The sequence below is a fragment of the Blautia sp. NSJ-140 genome (genome assembly GCF_022868965.1).
Lineage (GTDB): Bacteria > Bacillota > Clostridia > Lachnospirales > Lachnospiraceae > Blautia_A.
This window is the reverse complement of record NZ_JALIFS010000018.1, coordinates 1-18,647: the sequence shown is the minus strand read 5'-3', so window position 1 is coordinate 18,647 and position 18,647 is coordinate 1. Positions and strand designations below refer to the sequence as shown.

14 protein-coding genes and 1 pseudogene are annotated in these 18,647 nt (G+C 46.7%); all 15 read left to right on the top strand.

Features of this window, described 5'->3' with window-relative positions; all coding sequences use genetic code 11:
* Positions 1-192 precede the first annotated feature (192 nt).
* Positions 193-2,634, top strand: a complete 2,442-nt coding sequence (locus MUB50_RS16045) for a methyltransferase domain-containing protein (protein ID WP_244791679.1) — start codon at positions 193-195, stop codon at positions 2,632-2,634.
* A 4-nt stretch (positions 2,635-2,638) separates the two neighbouring features.
* Positions 2,639-3,556, top strand: a complete 918-nt coding sequence (locus MUB50_RS16040; RefSeq protein ID WP_118607860.1) for a LysR family transcriptional regulator — start codon at positions 2,639-2,641, stop codon at positions 3,554-3,556.
* Between the two features lie 451 nt (positions 3,557-4,007).
* On the top strand, positions 4,008-5,000 hold the full coding sequence (locus MUB50_RS16035) for an ABC transporter permease (RefSeq protein WP_110102736.1): 993 nt from the start codon (positions 4,008-4,010) through the stop codon (positions 4,998-5,000).
* A complete protein-coding gene (locus tag MUB50_RS16030) occupies positions 4,994-5,911 on the top strand; it encodes an ABC transporter permease (protein ID WP_244791677.1) in 918 nt (305 codons plus the stop codon). Before MUB50_RS16035 ends, MUB50_RS16030 begins: the two co-directional genes overlap by 7 nt.
* 94 nt (positions 5,912-6,005) lie before the next feature.
* Positions 6,006-7,592 (top strand): ABC transporter substrate-binding protein, encoded by a 1,587-nt coding sequence (locus tag MUB50_RS16025; protein WP_244791675.1) that lies wholly within the window; start codon positions 6,006-6,008, stop codon positions 7,590-7,592.
* A gap of 10 nt (positions 7,593-7,602) precedes the next feature.
* Complete coding sequence (locus tag MUB50_RS16995) at positions 7,603-9,567, top strand: dipeptide ABC transporter ATP-binding protein (RefSeq protein WP_270609743.1); 1,965 nt, start codon at positions 7,603-7,605, stop codon at positions 9,565-9,567.
* Positions 9,568-9,699: 132 nt separating this feature from the next.
* Entirely contained in the window at positions 9,700-10,644 is a 945-nt protein-coding gene (nikB, locus tag MUB50_RS16010; protein WP_244791673.1) for a nickel ABC transporter permease, read from the top strand.
* The gene (gene nikC, locus MUB50_RS16005) at positions 10,641-11,510 is read left to right on the top strand and encodes a nickel transporter permease (protein WP_110102741.1); all 870 of its coding nucleotides are present in this window, start codon (positions 10,641-10,643) and stop codon (positions 11,508-11,510) included. Before nikB ends, nikC begins: the two co-directional genes overlap by 4 nt.
* Positions 11,511-11,556: 46 nt before the next feature.
* Positions 11,557-13,113, top strand: coding sequence for an ABC transporter substrate-binding protein (locus MUB50_RS16000; protein ID WP_244791671.1), 1,557 nt, complete (start codon positions 11,557-11,559; stop codon positions 13,111-13,113).
* 1 nt (position 13,114) lies between these two features.
* Positions 13,115-13,918, top strand: a complete 804-nt coding sequence (locus tag MUB50_RS15995; RefSeq protein ID WP_244791669.1) for an ABC transporter ATP-binding protein — start codon at positions 13,115-13,117, stop codon at positions 13,916-13,918.
* The gene (locus MUB50_RS15990; protein WP_244791667.1) at positions 13,918-14,682 is read left to right on the top strand and encodes an ABC transporter ATP-binding protein; all 765 of its coding nucleotides are present in this window, start codon (positions 13,918-13,920) and stop codon (positions 14,680-14,682) included. Before MUB50_RS15995 ends, MUB50_RS15990 begins: the two co-directional genes overlap by 1 nt.
* A 159-nt stretch (positions 14,683-14,841) precedes the next feature.
* Positions 14,842-15,336 carry a GNAT family N-acetyltransferase gene (locus MUB50_RS15985; protein ID WP_244791665.1) on the top strand — a complete coding sequence of 165 codons (495 nt, stop codon included), beginning with the start codon at positions 14,842-14,844 and terminating at the stop codon, positions 15,334-15,336.
* A gap of 84 nt (positions 15,337-15,420) precedes the next feature.
* Positions 15,421-16,761, top strand: coding sequence for an MBL fold metallo-hydrolase (locus MUB50_RS15980; protein WP_244791663.1), 1,341 nt, complete (start codon positions 15,421-15,423; stop codon positions 16,759-16,761).
* A 189-nt stretch (positions 16,762-16,950) separates the two neighbouring features.
* Positions 16,951-18,138, top strand: a pseudogene (locus MUB50_RS15975) (endonuclease Q family protein); the annotation flags it as partial.
* Positions 18,139-18,369: 231 nt separating this feature from the next.
* A partial coding sequence (tnpA, locus tag MUB50_RS15970) for an IS200/IS605 family transposase (RefSeq protein WP_244791661.1) occupies positions 18,370-18,647 on the top strand: 278 nt, incomplete at its 3' end.

Here is an 18,647-nt window from a genome sequence, read left to right as displayed (position 1 = left end):
CAGCATTCGGAGAATTACAAGGTGGACAGGAGTACGGAAGCAGTGTTTGGCATTCGGAAATTTTATCGGCAGAGCAATGTGGGGAATCCCCCCCAGGGGCTTGTTAATACCCTGACAATTTGGTACATTAAACGTGACCTGTGGGGGGACCTGATTTCCCTCACGTGAATAGAAAAGTGCGGAGGAATCAACGTGGAAAAACTTCTCGATGAAATCGAATCTTACTGGAGCACCCGTACAGAAGGGTACTCCGAAGTGAATCATAAAGAGCTTGCGGGAACGCAGAAAAACGCATGGCTTAAGGTACTGACCAGTCAGTTTCCGGACAAGCCCAAGGAAGAGATCCGTATCCTGGATATCGGAACAGGTCCCGGATTTTTTCCTGTGATCCTGGCAGAAGCCGGATATCATGTAGATGCAGTAGATTATACGGAAGGAATGCTGGAAAAGGCAAAGGAAAATGCGGGAGAGCTTTGCCGGAACATCCGTTTTTGGAGGATGGATGCACAGAAGCTGGATTTTGAGGATAATACCTTTGACGTGGTCATTTCACGAAATCTTACCTGGAATCTGGAGCATCCTGATGTTGCTTACAGAGAGTGGGTCCGTGTACTGAAGGCAGGAGGAAGGCTTCTGAATTTTGATGCCAATTGGTACGGCTATCTTTATGAGGAAGAGCAGCGTAAGGCCTACGAAAACGACCGGAAAAATGTGGAAAACAACAGCCTGGATGATCACTATCTCTGTACAGATATTGAGCGCATGGAACGGATTGCCCTCCAGGTACCGCTGTCAAAGATCAGCCGTCCCCGTTGGGACGTAAAAACTCTCAGAGAAGCAGGACTTCTTGGAATCCGCACAGACACAGAAATATGGAAAACGGTCTGGAGTGAGGAAGAGAGACTGAATTATCAGTCCACACCAATGTTTATGGTAACCGGTGTGAAACCGGATCATTTCCTGAATCTTCCGGTTGCGGCAGGAGAAAAAACAGAAGGTTTTCTTGAACTCGGAGATGGAGAATTTGTCCTTCCGGCAACCATCATCCGTGGAAAAGATCCGGGAAAAACCGTTCTCGTCACAGCAGGTCTTCATGCAGGAGAGTATGTGGGAATCCAGACTCTGATCGAGCTGTCGAAGCGGCTGAAGCCGGAAAAGGTAAAGGGCCAGCTGGTTCTGGTAAAGGTGCTGAACCGGGAAGACTTTGAGAAGCGTGCAGGCAGTATCAGCTGGGAAGATGGAAAAAATCTGAACCGTGTTTTCCCGGGCAAAAAGGACGGAACAAAAATGGAACGTCTGGCGGCAGCTATCACAGAATCCCTGATCCGGAAGGCGGATTATTATATCGATCTTCACGGCGGTGACGATTATGAGGAGCTGACTCCGTATGTATATTTTGCAGGTGTGGCAAAGCCGGAGATCGTGGAAGCCTCCCGAAAAATGGCAGAGCAGGTTGATGTCCCATATATGGTACAGTCAAATGTGAGTACAGGCGGCGCCTATAATTATGCGGCAAGTACCTGCGATATTCCGGCTGTGCTTCTGGAAAGGGGATGTATGGGAACCTGGCAGCGGGAGGAAGTGGATTCCATGCGCCGGGATGTGCGGAATATTCTCTGCAGCATTGGGGCCTACAGAGGAATCCGCTCCCACAGCACCTATTATCCTCTGAAGATGGATGACGTACGTTACCAGTGTGCCAGTGTCAACGGTCTCTGGTACCCGGTCAAGAAACCAGGCGATATCGTTCATCAGGATGAGTATCTCGGAGAGATCCGTGATTATGAGGGAAATGTCCAGGAAATCTGTCGCGCAGACATGGATGGTGTGATCCTTTATCAGGTATCAAGCCTTCAGGTTGTGGAAGGCGGCCCTGTGATCACCTACGGAAATATCGTAAGAGAAAAAGATGAGCGGAAAACAAGGATCGCTCAGTACTGGACCAGGCGCAGCGACAGCTTTCTGGAACAGAGAAGAGCAGAGCTTCACAGTGCACTTGCAGGCCGCTGGATGGCTGAGCTTAAGAAGTATCTGCCGGAGAAAAAGAATCTCAGGATCCTGGATGTAGGCTGCGGAACCGGATTTTTTACCATTCTTCTTGCAAAGGAAGGCCATCAGGTAACCGGGATCGATCTGACGCCGGATATGATCACTCATGCAAAGGAGCTGGCTGAGGAAGAAAAAGCAGACTGCCGGTTTATGGTGATGGATGCAGAAGCTCCGGATTTTCCGGATGAGGAATTTGACGTGATCGTATCCCGGAATCTTACCTGGACACTTCCGGACGCGGAGCATGCTTATCAGGAATGGTTCCGAGTACTGAAACCGGGCGGAGTGATGATAAATCTGGATGCAAATTACGGGGCAGCAGACTTTGCGGACACTGCGGATCTTCCGGAGAATCATGCCCATCATCAGATCCAGGACGAACTGATGCAGGAATGTGAGGATATCAAGCGGCAGTTGCCTATCAGCTCTTTTCTGCGTCCGGCATGGGATCTGGAAACGCTGAGCCGTACAGGTGTGGAAGAATTTTCCTTTGATCTTGGTATCAGCAAACGTATTTATACAGAAAAAGACGAGTTTTATAATCCGACCCCGATGTTTTTGATCTTTGCGAAGAAAACGAGGTAGGAGCATGCTGAATATCAAACAGATCCAGTATTTTGCGGCCTGTGTCAAAACAGGCTCCTTCAGCCAGGCTGCAGAGCTGCTTTTTACCACGCAGTCAAATGTAAGCAAGGTGATCCGTTCCATGGAAGACGATATGCGTACTCAGCTGTTTGTCCGTCATGCAAAGGGCATAGAGCTGACACCGGAAGGAGAGCGTGCATATATCCATGTGCAGAGGATCCTGGAAAATATAGATGAACTGGAAATGCAGGCACAGCCACTTGCAAAAAGCAGCCTGTGTGTATGCTTTCATCCCAGCTCCTGGTTTGCGGATACCTTCGTAACGTATTATGAAGCACATAAGTGCGATGATCTTCATTATCAGGTTTACGCAGCAGATACCCATGAGATCATAAAACGTGTAAAAGCCAGACAGGACGATATGGGATTCGCCTATGTGATGCAGAATCAGCTGGCAGCGTTCCAGTATTTTCTTTCCCGGAATTACCTGGAATTTGAGCTGCTGACGGAAACCGAGGTAAATATTTATACCGGGAAAGGGAAAGCAGATACAGCAGATGAGGGAGATTTTAATATGTCCCAGCTCAGGCTGATCCAGAGATTTCCCGATGAATTTTCCCCGGATAATTACCGGAACCTTGTAGAGGAAAACGGTCATTCCGCAGTGGAGGCAGAGACTGTAGTCGTAACAAACAGTGATTATATCGTGGAACGTCTTCTTGGCTCCGGAGAGCTGTGTAATATCAGTGGTGCGGATCTTTCCGGCCGTGATCCGGGATATTCCTCCGTGAAATATACATTTCCGGGAGAAGGCCAGAAACTTGTTTACGGGTGCATCTGCCGGAGAGGTGAAGAGCTCAGTGAACAGGGAAAGGATTTTCTGGGATTCGTGAAGGAAAGACTTCAGATTTCCGGGAAGTGATAAAAGAATAAAGCAAAAGACCAGACGGGATTTTTCTGCACAGGACACAGGCTCCTGATACAGAAAAGTCCCGTTTTTTATATGGAATACATATCCATGCAAAACCCGACTGTCCAATATCCCCGTACCGGGGTTGTCCGAAATCTGTTAAATGATAAAATAATATCAGCAGCACACTCCGCGTGCTGAATATAAAAACACTGTGATGCACATAACCTCCGCGCACTCCTATTTGTGCATACGAATGTTTTGTCGAATAATAACACGACCCTTTCAAAAGCAGTTATGGTTTTGAATGCCATAACTGCTTTTGAAATGTGAACACAAATCGTTACTGAGAACAGAGTGAACAGTAACCACAAATCGCTCAACAATTTGTGTTCATGAGCATGCAGCAGAGCGGAATGCGAATGTCTGTCTGAACTGTAAAGGGCAGTGGGAAAGGAAAATTATGAACAAAGAAAATAAACTCGTCATCCGGATCCTGAAGCGGATCCTTCTGCTTGCTGTGGTTATGTTTCTGCTGTCTGTGGTGGTGTTTTGGCTGGCGAGACTGGCACCGGGAGATCCCCTGCAGTCCTTTTACGGAGATTCCCTGGAAATGATGACCAGTGAGGAAGTGGCTGCGGCCAGAACGAGACTGGGACTGGATCAGGGGATCGGGGTACAGTATGTAAGGTGGTTTACCAACGTAGTCCATGGTGATTTCGGATTGTCGCTGAAATACAGGCAGCCGGTTATGAATGTGATCAGACCGCTGATCGGAAATACTCTGGTGCTGGGAGGAATTGCTTATATTGTGATCTTTATACTGGCAGTTCTGATCGCCATATTCTGCACGCTTCATGAGGATCAGTGGATCGACCGGCTGATCTGCAAGATCGGAACAGCAGCCTATTATGTGCCGGCTTTCTGGCTTGGTGTGGTACTGATCCTGATCTTCAGTGTAAATCTTGGATGGTTCCCAAGCAGCGGTGCCTATGATGTGGGAATGGCAGATAGTATCGGCAATCGTATGAAGCATATGATCCTTCCGCTGGTAGTAATGATCTTCAGCCATCTCTGGTATTACGCATATATGATACGTAACAAATTCCTGGATGAGGTGCGGAAGGATTATGTACTTCTTGCCAGATCCAAGGGACTTTCCAAAAGAAAGATCCTGTGGAAGCATTGTCTTCGAAATGTAATGCCGACGATCGTGAGTATCATGGCAGTTTCGGTACCCCATGTAACCGGTGGAACTGTAACTGTGGAAGCTGTTTTCAATTATGCGGGAATTGGAAACCTTGCAGTGGAATCTGCAAAATATCATGATTATAATCTGCTGATGATCGATGTGCTGATCACGGGATTTATCGTATTTTTAAGCAGCTTTGTTGCACAGACTGTCAATGAAGAGATCGATCCAAGAATGAAGGATTCGGAGGTGAGGGTATGGTAGCTGACCGGAAGCTTTCAGAAGCTGAGCTTTTTCAGGTAGTTGGTGCCGGGTGGAAGCAGTATGAATCTGAAAAACGGAAAAAAACATTTCGGGAAAGGCTGAAGGGGAAACCGGTATTTTCCCTGTTCCTGCTTTTTCTGATCGTTTTGGGCTGTGTATTTGCGAATGTTGTGGCAAATCATGATCCCTCAGGTTTTTATCTTCAGAATCTGAATACACCGCCGGGAAAAGAATTTATCTTTGGAACGGATTCGCTTGGAAGAGATATTTATTCACTGATCTGGTATGGCGGAAGGGTTTCTCTGGTGATCGGACTTCTGGGTGCGGCGATCATTACCCTGGTCGGTGTTACCTACGGATGCATCAGCGGAACAGCAGGTCCAAAGGCAGATTCGGTTATGATGCGGTTTACGGAAATGTGCGGAAGTATTCCGACCCTTCTGCTGATTCTGATCCTGTCTGCGGTTATTCAGGCCGATGATGTGATCAGCATATCTGTGATCATCGGTATTACCGGGTGGTTTGCACTGGCACGTATTGTAAGAAGTGAAGTGCGGCAGATAAGGAACAGTGATTATGTGATGTATGCAAGACTTTGCGGAGGAAGTTTTGGATATGTGATGTATCACCATCTGATACCGAATTTTGTTTCGGCGATCATGTTTGTGGTGATCTCTTCGATAAGCAGCTGTATTACCATGGAATCTACTTTAAGCTTTCTTGGACTTGGGCTTCCGGCAGATGTAGTCTCCTGGGGAAGTATGCTCTCGCTGGCAAATAAAGCACTGATCATGAATACCTGGTGGGTGATCGTGATCCCGGGAGTTTTTCTGGTCATTACTTTAATGTGCATTACCAGTATGGGAAGCTTTGTGAGAAGTGAGGTAAATAATCATTACAGCAATCTCTGATGCAGTCAGAAAAAATATTTGGACGCAAACCGTGATAAAACATTCCGAAGTGTGGATAACCGGTTTGAAAATAAAGAAAGATGAGGAAAACAGAATGAAAAAGAGAACAGGAATCAACTATGGCAGAAAATATGCGGCGATAACACTGGCAGCAGTGACCGCAGCATGTACAGGAGCAACTGCAGGCAGTGTGGTAACCGTAGCTGCGGCAGAAGAAAACAAAACTCTGGTATATGCAGGTGAGTCAGAAAGTACGATCAATCCCCTTCTGAATAACCATGATGAGCTTCCGGATCTTATTTTTTCAGGACTGATGAAATATGATGCCAATGGAAAGCCGGTAGAGGATCTTGCAGAGAGCTATACCTTTGACAAGGATACCAATACCTATACTTTTAAGCTTCGAGATGGTGTTAAGTGGCATGATGGAGAAGATTTCAATGCAGAGGATGTTGTATACACCTATAAGGAGCTTACAGAGGATGAAACTCTGGGAGCCAGTATCACCAGCAATTACCAGGACATTACAAGTATTGAGGCACCGGATGATCAGACTGTGATCTTTACACTGGATCAGTATGATGCTGCCATGCTGGATTACTTTACCATGGGAATCCTTCCTGAGCATCTTCTGGAAGGAGAGGATGTGAATACTACATCCTTTAATCAGAATCCGGTGGGAACAGGTCGTTATAAATTTGAAGACTGGGATGCTACCGGCGGAATGATCACACTGAAACGAAATGAAGATTATTACGGAAAGGTTCCGAATATTGAAACCGTTGTATACCGTACAGTATCGGATGAGACTACAAAGGCAACCATGCTCCAGTCCGGCGAGGCGGATCTTGCATGGCTGAATTCCAACTATGCTTCTCAGTTCAAGGATAAGGACGGATATAATTATTGGGAGTTCACCACAGCAGATTACCGTGGAGCTGCCATGGATATGAGCACAGATTTCTGGAAGGAAAACGGAGATTCCATCGGCGTTCTGAATTATGCGCTGGATAAGGATTCCATTATTGCAGGTGTTCTTGCAGGACAGGGAGAGGCGGCATACAGCCCGATCCAGAGAAATCCTCTCGGAACAGATAAGGAAGCCAATATCTACTCCTATGATCTGGATACCTTTGCAAAGAAGATGGAAGAGCTGGGATGGAAAAAAGGTGATGATGGGATCTATGAGAGAAACGGACAGAAGTTCCACTTTACCATCCAGGTACGTGATTACGAAGAAGAGCGTGTGGATATTGCCAATGTCATGTCTGATATGCTGAAGCAGGCTGGCGTGGAAATGGAAGTAAAGCTTGTTACCAAATTTGACTGGGATGCAGGATACAATGGATTCCTTGCAGGCTATTCAACACAGTTTGACCCGGATATGGCATATGTAAACTTTGTAACCGACGCAAGTGGAAATAACATGCATTATTCCAATGCAGATGTGGACAAATATCTTGAGGAAGGCCGTCACGGTGAGACTGAGGAAGCCAGAAAAGAGGCTTACGGTGAATTCGAAAAGGCATACGCCGAAGCACCTGGAATCCTTCTGGTTGCTTATCTCCAGGGAGATTATGTAGGCGTTTCCGGACTTGACGGACTGGATACCACACGTGTTCTGGGACATCATTCCGTAGGTGTTATGTGGAATATTGAAGACTGGACCATTACAAAATAAGGAAAAGATCATGCAGGAAACAGTTTTGGAATTAAAAAACTATTCGGTAAGCTTTGACACACCGGACGGCGAGGTACAGGCCGTCCGGAATGTTGACCTCACGGTAAAAAAAGGAGAGATACTTTGTATCGTAGGTGAGTCCGGATGTGGAAAAACCGTTATGTGCCGTAGTGTGATGAAGCTTCTGCCACCGAATGCACATGTAAAAAGCGGAGAGATCAGTCTCTGCGGAGAGAATATCACAGCTTATAAGAGAAAAAAAATGGAAAAGCTGTGCGGAAGTAAGGTAAGCATGGTGTTCCAGGACCCTATGCTGACGCTGAATCCGACGATCCCTGTTGGCAAACAGATCACAGAGGCTATCATCAAAAATCAGAAAGTATCCAGGGATGAGGCCAGAAAAAAAGCTGTGGAAATGCTGAAGCTGGTAGGAATTCCGGATGCAGAACAGCGCTATGGCCTGCAGCCTCATTTTTTTTCCGGTGGAATGCGTCAGCGTTGTGTTCTGGCTATTGCACTGGCCTGTGATCCGGAAATATTATTTGCCGATGAGGCGACTACAGCACTGGATGCAACCGTGGAAGCAAAGATTCTGGATCTGCTTCTTGAGCTGAGAGAAAAAACAGGGATCAGTATTGTGTTCATATCTCATGATCTTGGAGCTGTTGCAAGGATCGCAGACAGAGTTGCAGTTATGTATGCAGGAAAGATCATTGAGATCGGGACAGCGGAAGAGGTTTATTATGATCCCCGGCATCCTTATACCTGGGGACTTTTGTCTTCTCTGCCTGTATTTGCAGGTGAAAAAGGGGAGCTGAATCCGATCCCCGGAATGCCGCCCTCTCTTTTGGATCCTCCGCCGGGAGATGCGTTTGCCGTTCGAAATCCCCAGGCGCTGGCAATCGATTATGAACAGACTCCTCCGATGTTTAAAGTCAGTGATACGCATTATGCAGCCACATGGCTTCTGGATGAAAGAGCTCCGAAAATAGAAATGCCCTCCATTTTGAAGGACAGATTACAGGAAAACAGCGGTCGTAAACAGAAAATGGATAAAAAGGAAGCGTCATTTTTACAGAAAACAGAACAGAAACAGGCGCCTGTACTGATCGAAGCCAGAAATCTGAAGCAGCATTTCCGTATCCGTTCCGATTATACGATCCATGCAGTGGATGATGTTTCCTTCAGTATCCGGGAAGGTGAGATCATGGCGCTGGTGGGTGAGACCGGCTGCGGGAAATCCACGACAGCCAGAACGCTTGCAGGAATCTACCGGCCTACAGGCGGGGAGATCTTTTATCAGGGAGAAAGAGTGCCGGATAAAAAGGATCCTTTCGGAATGCGAAAGAAAATGCAGACTGAGATCCAGATGATCTTTCAGGATTCGGGCGCTGCACTGAATCCCCGAATGAGCATACGGCAGATCATGCTGGAGCCTGTAAAGATCAGCCGCAGGATCCGTGACAGAGAAATGTTGGAGAACAGGCTTCGGGAAATCCTGAAGGAGACAGGACTGGATGAAAGCATTCTGTCGAAAAAGCCGGGAGAGCTTTCCGGCGGACAGAGACAGAGAGTTGCCATAGGAAGAAGCCTTCTCATGGAACCACGTCTTATCATTGCAGATGAACCGATCGCATCGTTGGATATTTCTATCCAGGCACAGATCGTCATGCTTTTTAAAAAGCTTCAGCAGGAAAAAAGATTTTCTTTTCTTTTTATTGCCCATGATCTGTCAATGGTACGTTTTTTAAGTGATACAACAGGTGTGATGAAAAACGGAAAGCTGGTAGAAATGGCACCTACAAAAGAGCTTTTTGAAAATCCGCAGCATCCTTATACACAGTCCCTGCTTTCTGCGATCCATATCCCGGATCCGCTGGAAGAGAGAAAACGAAGGCTGATCGAGTATGTAGAGCCACAGTCTCTTGGAGAGGGCTGGAAAGAATTATCCGCATGTCACTGTGTGAGAATATAAGAACATAATGGAATGTATATACATGACAAAATGGAATATATAAAATCCCCCCGCCGGGGTTGTGGCAGAACAGCCGTGTTGTTAAACTTTTGTTATTCGAAATACTGAGAAACAAAGTGCGGAGAGGAAAATATGGGAAAATATATAATAAAACGGTTGCTGCAGCTGATCCCGGTCCTGATCGGGATCACATTTCTTTCTTTTGCCATGATGCGGCTTGCCGGCGGAGATGCAGTAACTTATATGTATGAAAATACAGGCTCTGCAGTATCCCAGGAGGTCATTGATAATGCAAAGGCAGAATATGGCCTTGATAAACCATTCCTTGTACAATATGCCACCTGGTTTGCGGGAATGGCAACCGGAGATATGGGAGAGAGCTATGTGTCTCACAGAGATGTTTATGAAACCTTTATTTCAAAGCTTCCGGCAACGATGATGCTGACTCTGTCATCGATCCTTCTTACAATTGTTCTTGCGATCCCGTTGGGAATCCTGTCAGCAGTAAAGCACAACAAATGGGTAGATTATCTGATAAGATTTTTAAGCTTTATCGGCAATTCCATGCCGAATTTTTTTGCTGCCATGGTCCTGATGTATTTTCTGTCCATCAGGCTGGGCGTTTTACCGGTAGTCACAAATACAGATCTCGGACAGAGTATTATTTTGCCGACACTGACACTGGCGATTTCCATGGCTGCAAAATATACCAGACAGGTGCGTGCCACGGTTCTGGAAGAACTGAATAAGGATTATGTGACCGGAGCGCGGGCAAGAGGGATCCGCAGTCGTGTGATCATCTGGAAGAGTGTAATGAAGGCTTCCATGCTGACGATCATCACACTGCTGGCTCTGTCCATCGGCAATCTTCTGGGAGGAACTGCCATTGTGGAAAATATCTTTATGTGGGATGGTGTCGGAAAACTGGCGGTAGATGCGATCACCATGCGTGACTATCCGATCATCCAGGCTTATGTGGCATGGATGGCGGTTATTTATGTTCTGGTAAATCTGGTGACAGATATTATTTACCACTATCTGGATCCGAGAGTACGACTTGGAGGTGACAGAGCATGAGTGGAAAAAATAATATCACAGTCCGGAAACAGAAGATCCGGAAAAATCATACAAAAGCAAAGCTTGTCTTTTTTCTTGTGCTCACAGCATTGCTTCTGTTTGTAGCGGCATTTGCAAAATATCTCTGCCCTTATGATCCTTATGCCCAGGATCTGGCACTTGCCCAGAAACCGCCGGGACCGGAGCATCTGCTCGGGACAGACCGTTATGGAAGAGATATGCTTTCCCGTGTGATCATAGGAAGCACGACCAGTATTTATGCAACGCTGCTCCTGGTTGCGGTGATCACTGTGGTGGGAACGGCTATTGGTATTTTCTGTGGCTGGAAGGGCGGCAAAGCCGATACCGTTCTGATGCGTATCTCTGATCTGTTCCTGGCTTTTCCGGGACTGGTATTTGCCCTGGCAGTAGCAGGTGTTCTGGGAGGCGGTATCCAGAATGCCATCATTGCCCTGGCGGTGATCAGCTGGCCGAAGTTTGCAAGACTTGCCAGAGGGCTTACTCTGACTCAGAAGGACTCTGCATATCTTATGGCGGCAAAGCTTTCCGGAAGCAGTACAGGAAAGCTTCTGCTCAAACATATCCTTCCAAATATTGCAGGCCCCATACTTGTTACGTCAGTTCTTGATATCGGAACCATGATGATGGAGCTGGCAGGACTTTCCTTTCTCGGACTTGGTGTAAAGCCTCCAATGGCAGAATGGGGAAGTATGATCAACGATGGAAGAAGTATGCTGCAGATTTCACCGTGGATGGTACTTGCGCCGGGAATGGCGATTTTTATTACGGTAATGATCTTTAATCTTCTGGGAGATACGATCCGGGATTATATGGATCCGAAAGAACGAAACAGGAGAAGAGGATAACAGGCACTTATAAATAAACATAACACAGAAAGTGAGAGCAGAGATTATGAAGAAAAAGATTCTGGCAGCAGTGCTTGCAGCGGCAATGGTCATGAGCATGACAGGAGTTTCGGCAGCAGCAAAAAGCAAAGAAAAGAGTGAAGGAACTACCTTTGTTTACGGAACTACCGGATACAGTGAAGAAATGGGAGATGCAGGATTAAACCCTCACGACAATTATTCCGGATGGAGCTGTCTTCGTTATGGCGTAGGAGAAACACTGTTTAAGTACAATGACAACATGGAGTTAGAGCCATGGCTTGCTACAGACTATGAATTTACAGACGACAATACAGTAAAGATCACTCTTCGTGACGGTGTGAAATTTTCCAGCGGAAGAACCATGGACGGAGAAGCGGTAAAGGAGTGCCTGGAGGATCTGATCGCAAACCATGACCGTGCACCTTACGATATGAAGATCGATAAGATCGAAGCAGATGGAATGACAGTAACGATCCATACTTCCGAACCATGTCCGGCACTGATCAATTATCTCGGTGATCCGTATGGTGCCATCATTGATATGGATTATGGCGTACAGGGAGAGGGTGGCTCTGCAAATGTGGCAGGAACAGGCCCCTATGTTGCAACAGAGGTATCCCCAACAGAGATCAAGCTGGTAAAAAACGAGGATTACTGGGGCGGAGATGTAAAGGCAGACAACGTTATCGTAAAATCCTTCTCAGATGGAAGTGCCCTGACAGCAGCATTGCAGACAGGCGATATACAGGGAACCTATGGACTTCAGTATGATAACTATGCACTTTTTGACGGAAATCCGGACTATCAGATCAGCTCTGTAGCAACAAGCCGCTGTTTCTTCGGACAGTTTAATATGAAATCTGAACTGATGCAGGATCAGAATGTGAGAAAAGCCATTGAGATGGGAATCGATAAGGATGGCTTCTGCAGTGTGATCATGGAGGGACGAGGTGTTCCGGCAGTGGGAGCCTTCCCAAGTAGCTTTTCCTATGGAAACGATGCGGTGAAAGCACCGTCCTACGATCCGGAAGAGGCGAAAAAGCTTCTGGAAGAATCCGGATGGACAGATACGGATGGAGATGGCTATGCAGATAAGGACGGAAAGAAGCTGTCCATCACATGGCTGACCTATCCAACCCGTCTGGAACAGCCTAAGCTTGCAGAATATGCACAGTCCACTTTAAAGGACATTGGAATTGAGGTCAATGTTAACAATACAGCAGACCATGCGACATATGCGAAGAACGGAGAATTTGATGTATATGTAAGTTCGCTTACAACTGCACCTACCGGCGATCCGGAATATTTCTTCACAAGTACAGTTGTATCTGATGCTGCCAAAAATTATGGCAAATACAGCAATTCGGATCTTGATGATATCGTGGCGAAGCTGCATGAGACCTTTGATACAGATGAGAGAAGCAAGCTTGCTGTGGACGCACAGCAGACCATTCTGGATGATGATGCGTATTTCTTTGTTTCTCATCTGAATATGGGACTTGTGTCAAAGTCAAATGTATCAGGGCTGACTGCTCATCCATGTGATTATTACGAGATCACAGCAGATCTGGAAGTGAAATAAGATGGAATCATTGTTGAAGCTTGAGCATGTGACGATCTGCTACAATGGAGAGCCGGTTGTACATGATGTGGATCTGAAACTGAATAAAGGGGAGATCCTGGGGGTGGTAGGTGAATCCGGAAGCGGAAAAAGTACCATCATCAAGGCAATCATGGGACTTCTGGGAAATGAAGGCATGGTGACAGAAGGGGATATCTGGTACAAAGGAAAAAATGTGGTGGATATGCCGGAAAAAGAATTACGCAGACTTCTGGGTCCTGAGATCGCCATGGTCTTTCAGGATTCAGGAGCAGCCCTTTGTCCCATCCGCACCGTGGGCGATCAGATTTATGAGAGTATGCGGGAGCATGAAAGGATCAGCCGTAAAGAGTGTGCAGAGCGCACCGTCAGGATGATGGCTAAGATCGGCCTCAAGGATGGGGAACGTGTTTTGCAAAGCTACCCATTTGAATTGTCCGGCGGTATGAATCAGCGTGTGGGAATCTGTATTTCCATGCTGCAGAATCCGTCGCTTCTTCTGGCAGATGAGCCTACCAGTGCTCTGGATGTAACCATACAGAAGCAGGTGGTTGAGGAAATGCTGCTGATGCGCAAGGAATACGGAACAGCCATGATCGTTGTCACACACAACATCAGCGTGGTGGAAAAAATGGCAGATAAGGTTCTGGTACTGAAAAACGGAAAGGTGAGGGAATACGGAAAAACAGCTCAGGTTCTGACAGCTCCGGAGGATCCTTATACAAAAGAACTCATGAGTTCGGTACCTCGTTTGAAACGTACAGGTACCGGAAATGGAGGCAGATGATGACAGAAAACAAAAACATTCTGGAAGTGCATCATTTGAAAAAAAGCTTTACCACCGGTAAAAAATCCTTCACGGCTGTAGAAGACATAAGCTTTTCTCTGAAAACGGGGGAAGTATTAGGAATCGTAGGTGAATCCGGCTCAGGAAAAAGCACTGTGGCGAAGATGATCACACATCTGACAGAACCCACAGCCGGAGAAATTTTTCTCATGGAAAAGGATATCACACATGCGAGGGGAAAAAATCTCCGGGAAATCTACCGGGAAATGCAGATGGTTTTTCAGACACCGGCAGAATCCTTTGACCCCAGATGCACTCTTGGGGACGGAATCGGGGAAAGTCTCCGGAATATGGGGATAAGTAAGAAGGAAACCAGGAACCGTGTGGAAAAGCTTCTGCTTACCTGCGGACTGACTCCGGAATATGCAGATCGGTATCCCCATCAGGTCAGCGGAGGGGAGTGCCAGAGAGCGGCTATTGCCAGAGCCCTGGCTGTGGAACCCAGAGTGCTGATCTGTGATGAAGCAACCAGCGCCCTGGATGTGACTGTGCAGAAACAGATCATGGAACTGCTTCAGAAGTTAAAAAAAGAAAACCAGCTGTCCTTTCTTTTTATCTGTCATGACCTGGCCCTTGTCCAGCTGTTCTGCGACCGGGTGATCGTGATGCATGACGGACATGTGGAAGAAGAAGGAACACCGGAAGAGATCATTGAGCATCCGAAGACAGAGTATACGGAGCAGCTGATCCGGTCGGTACTGTAATAATGACAGATAAAAACAAAAGAGCGGAGCCCTCAGTAGTGCGAATACTGAGGGCTTTTTTGCAGGTTTTACGTTGACGCATTTTCTCTCACCCGATATAATTAAAAAAAGAATCGAAACCGGATGAAAACGGAATAAATATAGAGGAGACCACAAAAAATGGCAGAAAATTTACAGATCAGACTGTCAGATCCCGGTGAGGCGGATCGTCTGGCAGAGATCGAGGCAATCTGTTTTCCACCTGCGGAGGCAGCAAGTCATGAGGAAGTTGTGAAGCGTATGGGAGCATTCCCGGAGAATTTCGTTGTAGCAGTAAAGGATGAGCAGATCGTAGGTTTTATCAACGGAGGAACCACAGATAAACCAGTACTCCCGGATGAATTTTATCATGATATCACTCTTCACAGAAAGGACGGGGAGATCCAGACGGTATTCGGACTGAATGTGATCCCGGAATACCGTCATCAGGGGATCGCCGGAGAGCTTGTGGAATATTTCAAGGAGCTTGCGAAAGAGCGCGGAAAAAGAGCCCTGATCCTTACCTGCAAGGAGCATATGATCCCATTCTATGAGAGCCACGGACTGAAGAAGCTGGGTGTGGCAGATTCCTGTCATGGCGGAGCAACCTGGTATGATATGCAGATCTGGTTCTGAGAAATGAAGACAGTAACAGAAGAAAAAAGAAGAGTCAGCTGCAGAAACGAAGGTCAGCTGAATAAGAAACCAGAGGAAAAATAAATGAGAATACGAATGTACAATGTGGGGTTCGGGGACTGTTTCTGTATCCGTGACAGAAAAAGCAGCCTGCTTGTGGATTTCGGGGCAGCCAACAGCAAGATCGAAGGGCGGCCACGGAGAGAGGTCTTTGATGTGATCATCTCAGACCTTACTACTATCCGCAAAAAAAATCTGCTTCTGACACATTTTCATCCGGACCATGTTTCCGGATTGCTTTATATGATGCGTTACCGAAGAGATGCTTACGAATTTGAAAAGATCTATCTTCCGGATGTATTTTCCGGTCCGGAAATGAAATACACACTGGCGCTTCTGCTCCTTGCGGATGTGACAAAAAAGGCCAGCCTTCCCGGAAGACGTGTCAGCCTTTTTGCCCTTGCAGAAGCTCTTTGCGCCAGAAGGGTAAAGATCGACCTTTTATCCAGAGGCTCAGAGTTTGAGGGAAAATATACAGCGCTCTGGCCGGATCTCAGTGAAGTCAGCCGGGAAACGGAGGATGTATTTAATTCCCTGATCGAGAATCATGAAAATGCAATGACCGAGCTTGTGAACATTGCGGAGGAGGTACGTCAGCTGTTTTTGTCCATGACAGAGGAGACGCCGGAAGCAGAGCCGAAATCGGCTCCACTGTCTGAGGCATCTTTGGTGGAAGAGGATACAGAGGAATCCGGGCGCTCTTTGACAGAACAGACAGAGCCTGGTGGGGAAACCGAAGGATATACGCAGGAGAAGCTGGAGCTTATAATGGAAGATACAGGCGCAGCAGCTGAGGATACAGCAGAGACTCCGGAAGAAGCCGAAAAAGAGAGAGCACGTCGCCTCAAACCGGAAAAGCTGGAAAAGAAATTTCGTGAATTACAGGCAACCGAAGAATTTCAGGCACTTCTGGAAAGTGCAGAAAAACAGGGGCATTTTCTGCGCCAGTTCCGCCACAAGATCAGTTTGGCATTTCAGAATACCGGAGACGGAGAGCTGAACCTTCTGTTTACTGGAGATGTACAGCCACAGTACATGAGGATGATCGCAGAAAACTATGATGGCAGGATTCCGCTTCATGAGCATTACTGGTGTATCAAGGTACCACATCATGGTACGGAATCCCATTTCTTTGATTTCAGCAGCTTCTCCCCGGAGAATATGATGATCCCCAACGGAGCCTACTACGACAACAGCAAAAAGAAATCCAAGAATCAGCGCACTTCCATGCAGTACGGCGGTTTATTTTATATTAATGACGCGCATATGTATTGTTCCAACTGTGACTGCTGTGACAGCTATGAGAACGGATGCTCCTGTAGGGAGTATGACGTGATCTCACCGGCTTATTATAAAGATATCTGATCATGTTACAGATGGATTTCTGGTGAGTTATATACGATCCGGTCATTCAGGCAGACAAAGAAGACGGTAATTTCTTTGTCTGCGTTTTTGTTAAAAAGACAGGATGTACATGTGGACTGAGGAAAAGATGATACAGGAGGAAAAATTTTGAAACAGATCGCAGACTTGCACATACATTCCAGATATTCCATGGCAACCAGCAAAGATGGCACGCCTGAGATGCTGGATCTCTGGGCGCGGAAAAAAGGTATCACACTCCTTGGAACCGGAGATATGACACATCCCATCTGGCGGCAGGAGTTGAAGACGAAGCTGATCCCTGCGGAACAGGGACTGTTCCGGCTGAAAGATGAATATGTTTTGCCGGAGGCGGCACGCTATCCTGGAAAAGCACCCAGGTTTGTATTGTCCGGTGAGATCAGTTCCATCTATAAAAAAGGCGGAAAAACCAGGAAGGTGCACAGCCTGATCCTGCTTCCGGGATTCGATGAGGCAGATGCTTTTGCCGCAAGGTTGGAAAAGATTGGAAATATCCATTCAGACGGACGTCCTATTTTGGGGCTGCCCTGTCATGATCTTCTGGAAATGATGCTGGAGGTCAGTGAGGAGGGTATCTATATCCCCGCGCATATCTGGACCCCACATTTTTCCCTGTTTGGGGCAAAGTCCGGATTTGACACCATAGAAGATTGTTTTGAAGAACTGACACCTTACATCCATGCACTGGAGACAGGACTTTCTTCAGATCCGTCAATGAACTGGCAGATATCGGCACTGGATGGCTATCAGCTGGTGTCTCATTCGGATGCACATTCACCGTCCAAGCTTGGAAGGGAAGCGGATCTTCTGGATATAGAGCTTTCCTATCAGGGATTGTGGGATGCAGTGCAGAACGGAAAAGGTCTTGAAGGGACGATTGAATTTTTTCCGGAAGAGGGAAAATATCATTTCGACGGGCACCGGAAGTGCGGCGTGTGCCTGAGTCCGAAAGAATCAGAGATGTATAACGGTATCTGCCCGGTCTGCGGAAAGAAGCTGACCATGGGTGTGGATCACAGGATCCTGCAGTTATCTGATCGTGACGAGAGTTCAGCGGCCATGCCGGAAAGCGGCCGCCCATATGAAAGCCTGATGCCGCTGCCGGAGGTGATCTCCGCATGTGTGGGATTTTCCACGGCAAGCAAAAAAGTTCAGGGACAGTACGAGGCGTTGCTTGAAAAACTGGGTGCGGAATTTACCATATTGAGAGAGATTCCGCCGGAAGATATCCGAAAAGCCGGTGGAGAAGTTCTGGCGGAAGGCATCCGGCAGCTTCGTGCAGGTGAAGTTGTGCGGAAACCGGGATTTGACGGAGAATATGGAAAAATAGAATTGTTTTAACCGAATCAGGTAAGTTCCAGGCGAGGTTGCGAATATCGGCTTGATCCAATTAAGAAAATTTCTGAAATGGTGTGAAAAGAAGCAGCTGTTAAATATTTATCCAATGCGTCGTAAAACCCCTTGCTTCAGCTATGGGGATATAAGACGCGTCCATCGAATTTATGCAAGTAATTGAAGATGGACAAAATAGTAATTGTATTAACTAATGAACTATAGTATAATACAAATATGAACACAACATATAAATCAAACAACAATGTCGTCTATTCCTGTAAATACTATGTAGTATGGTGTCCAAAGTATAGACGAAAAGTATTAATTAACGGTGTGGACGTCCGGCTGAAGGAGCTGATCACAGAGTATGCTGCAAATCTTTCTGTAGACATCCTGGAAATGGAGATCATGCCAGACCATGTTCATATGCTTTTGGAAGTAGATCCTCAGTTTGGCATCCACAAAGCTGTAAAGTCATTTAAAGGCTATACGTCCAGAATTTTAAGACAGGA

Excerpts from the sequence above, each read along its gene's own strand:
- MUB50_RS16040 (WP_118607860.1), top strand. The coding sequence starts at position 2,639 with ATGCTGAATATCAAACAGATCCAGTATTTTGCGGCCTGTGTCAAAACA.
- MUB50_RS16035 (WP_110102736.1), top strand. The coding sequence starts at position 4,008 with ATGAACAAAGAAAATAAACTCGTCATCCGGATCCTGAAGCGGATCCTT.
- MUB50_RS16030 (WP_244791677.1), top strand. The coding sequence starts at position 4,994 with ATGGTAGCTGACCGGAAGCTTTCAGAAGCTGAGCTTTTTCAGGTAGTT.
- MUB50_RS16025 (WP_244791675.1), top strand. The coding sequence starts at position 6,006 with ATGAAAAAGAGAACAGGAATCAACTATGGCAGAAAATATGCGGCGATA.
- MUB50_RS16995 (WP_270609743.1), top strand. The coding sequence starts at position 7,603 with ATGCAGGAAACAGTTTTGGAATTAAAAAACTATTCGGTAAGCTTTGAC.
- nikB (WP_244791673.1), top strand. The coding sequence starts at position 9,700 with ATGGGAAAATATATAATAAAACGGTTGCTGCAGCTGATCCCGGTCCTG.
- nikC (WP_110102741.1), top strand. The coding sequence starts at position 10,641 with ATGAGTGGAAAAAATAATATCACAGTCCGGAAACAGAAGATCCGGAAA.
- MUB50_RS16000 (WP_244791671.1), top strand. The coding sequence starts at position 11,557 with ATGAAGAAAAAGATTCTGGCAGCAGTGCTTGCAGCGGCAATGGTCATG.
- MUB50_RS15995 (WP_244791669.1), top strand. The coding sequence starts at position 13,115 with ATGGAATCATTGTTGAAGCTTGAGCATGTGACGATCTGCTACAATGGA.
- MUB50_RS15990 (WP_244791667.1), top strand. The coding sequence starts at position 13,918 with ATGACAGAAAACAAAAACATTCTGGAAGTGCATCATTTGAAAAAAAGC.
- MUB50_RS15985 (WP_244791665.1), top strand. The coding sequence starts at position 14,842 with ATGGCAGAAAATTTACAGATCAGACTGTCAGATCCCGGTGAGGCGGAT.
- MUB50_RS15980 (WP_244791663.1), top strand. The coding sequence starts at position 15,421 with ATGAGAATACGAATGTACAATGTGGGGTTCGGGGACTGTTTCTGTATC.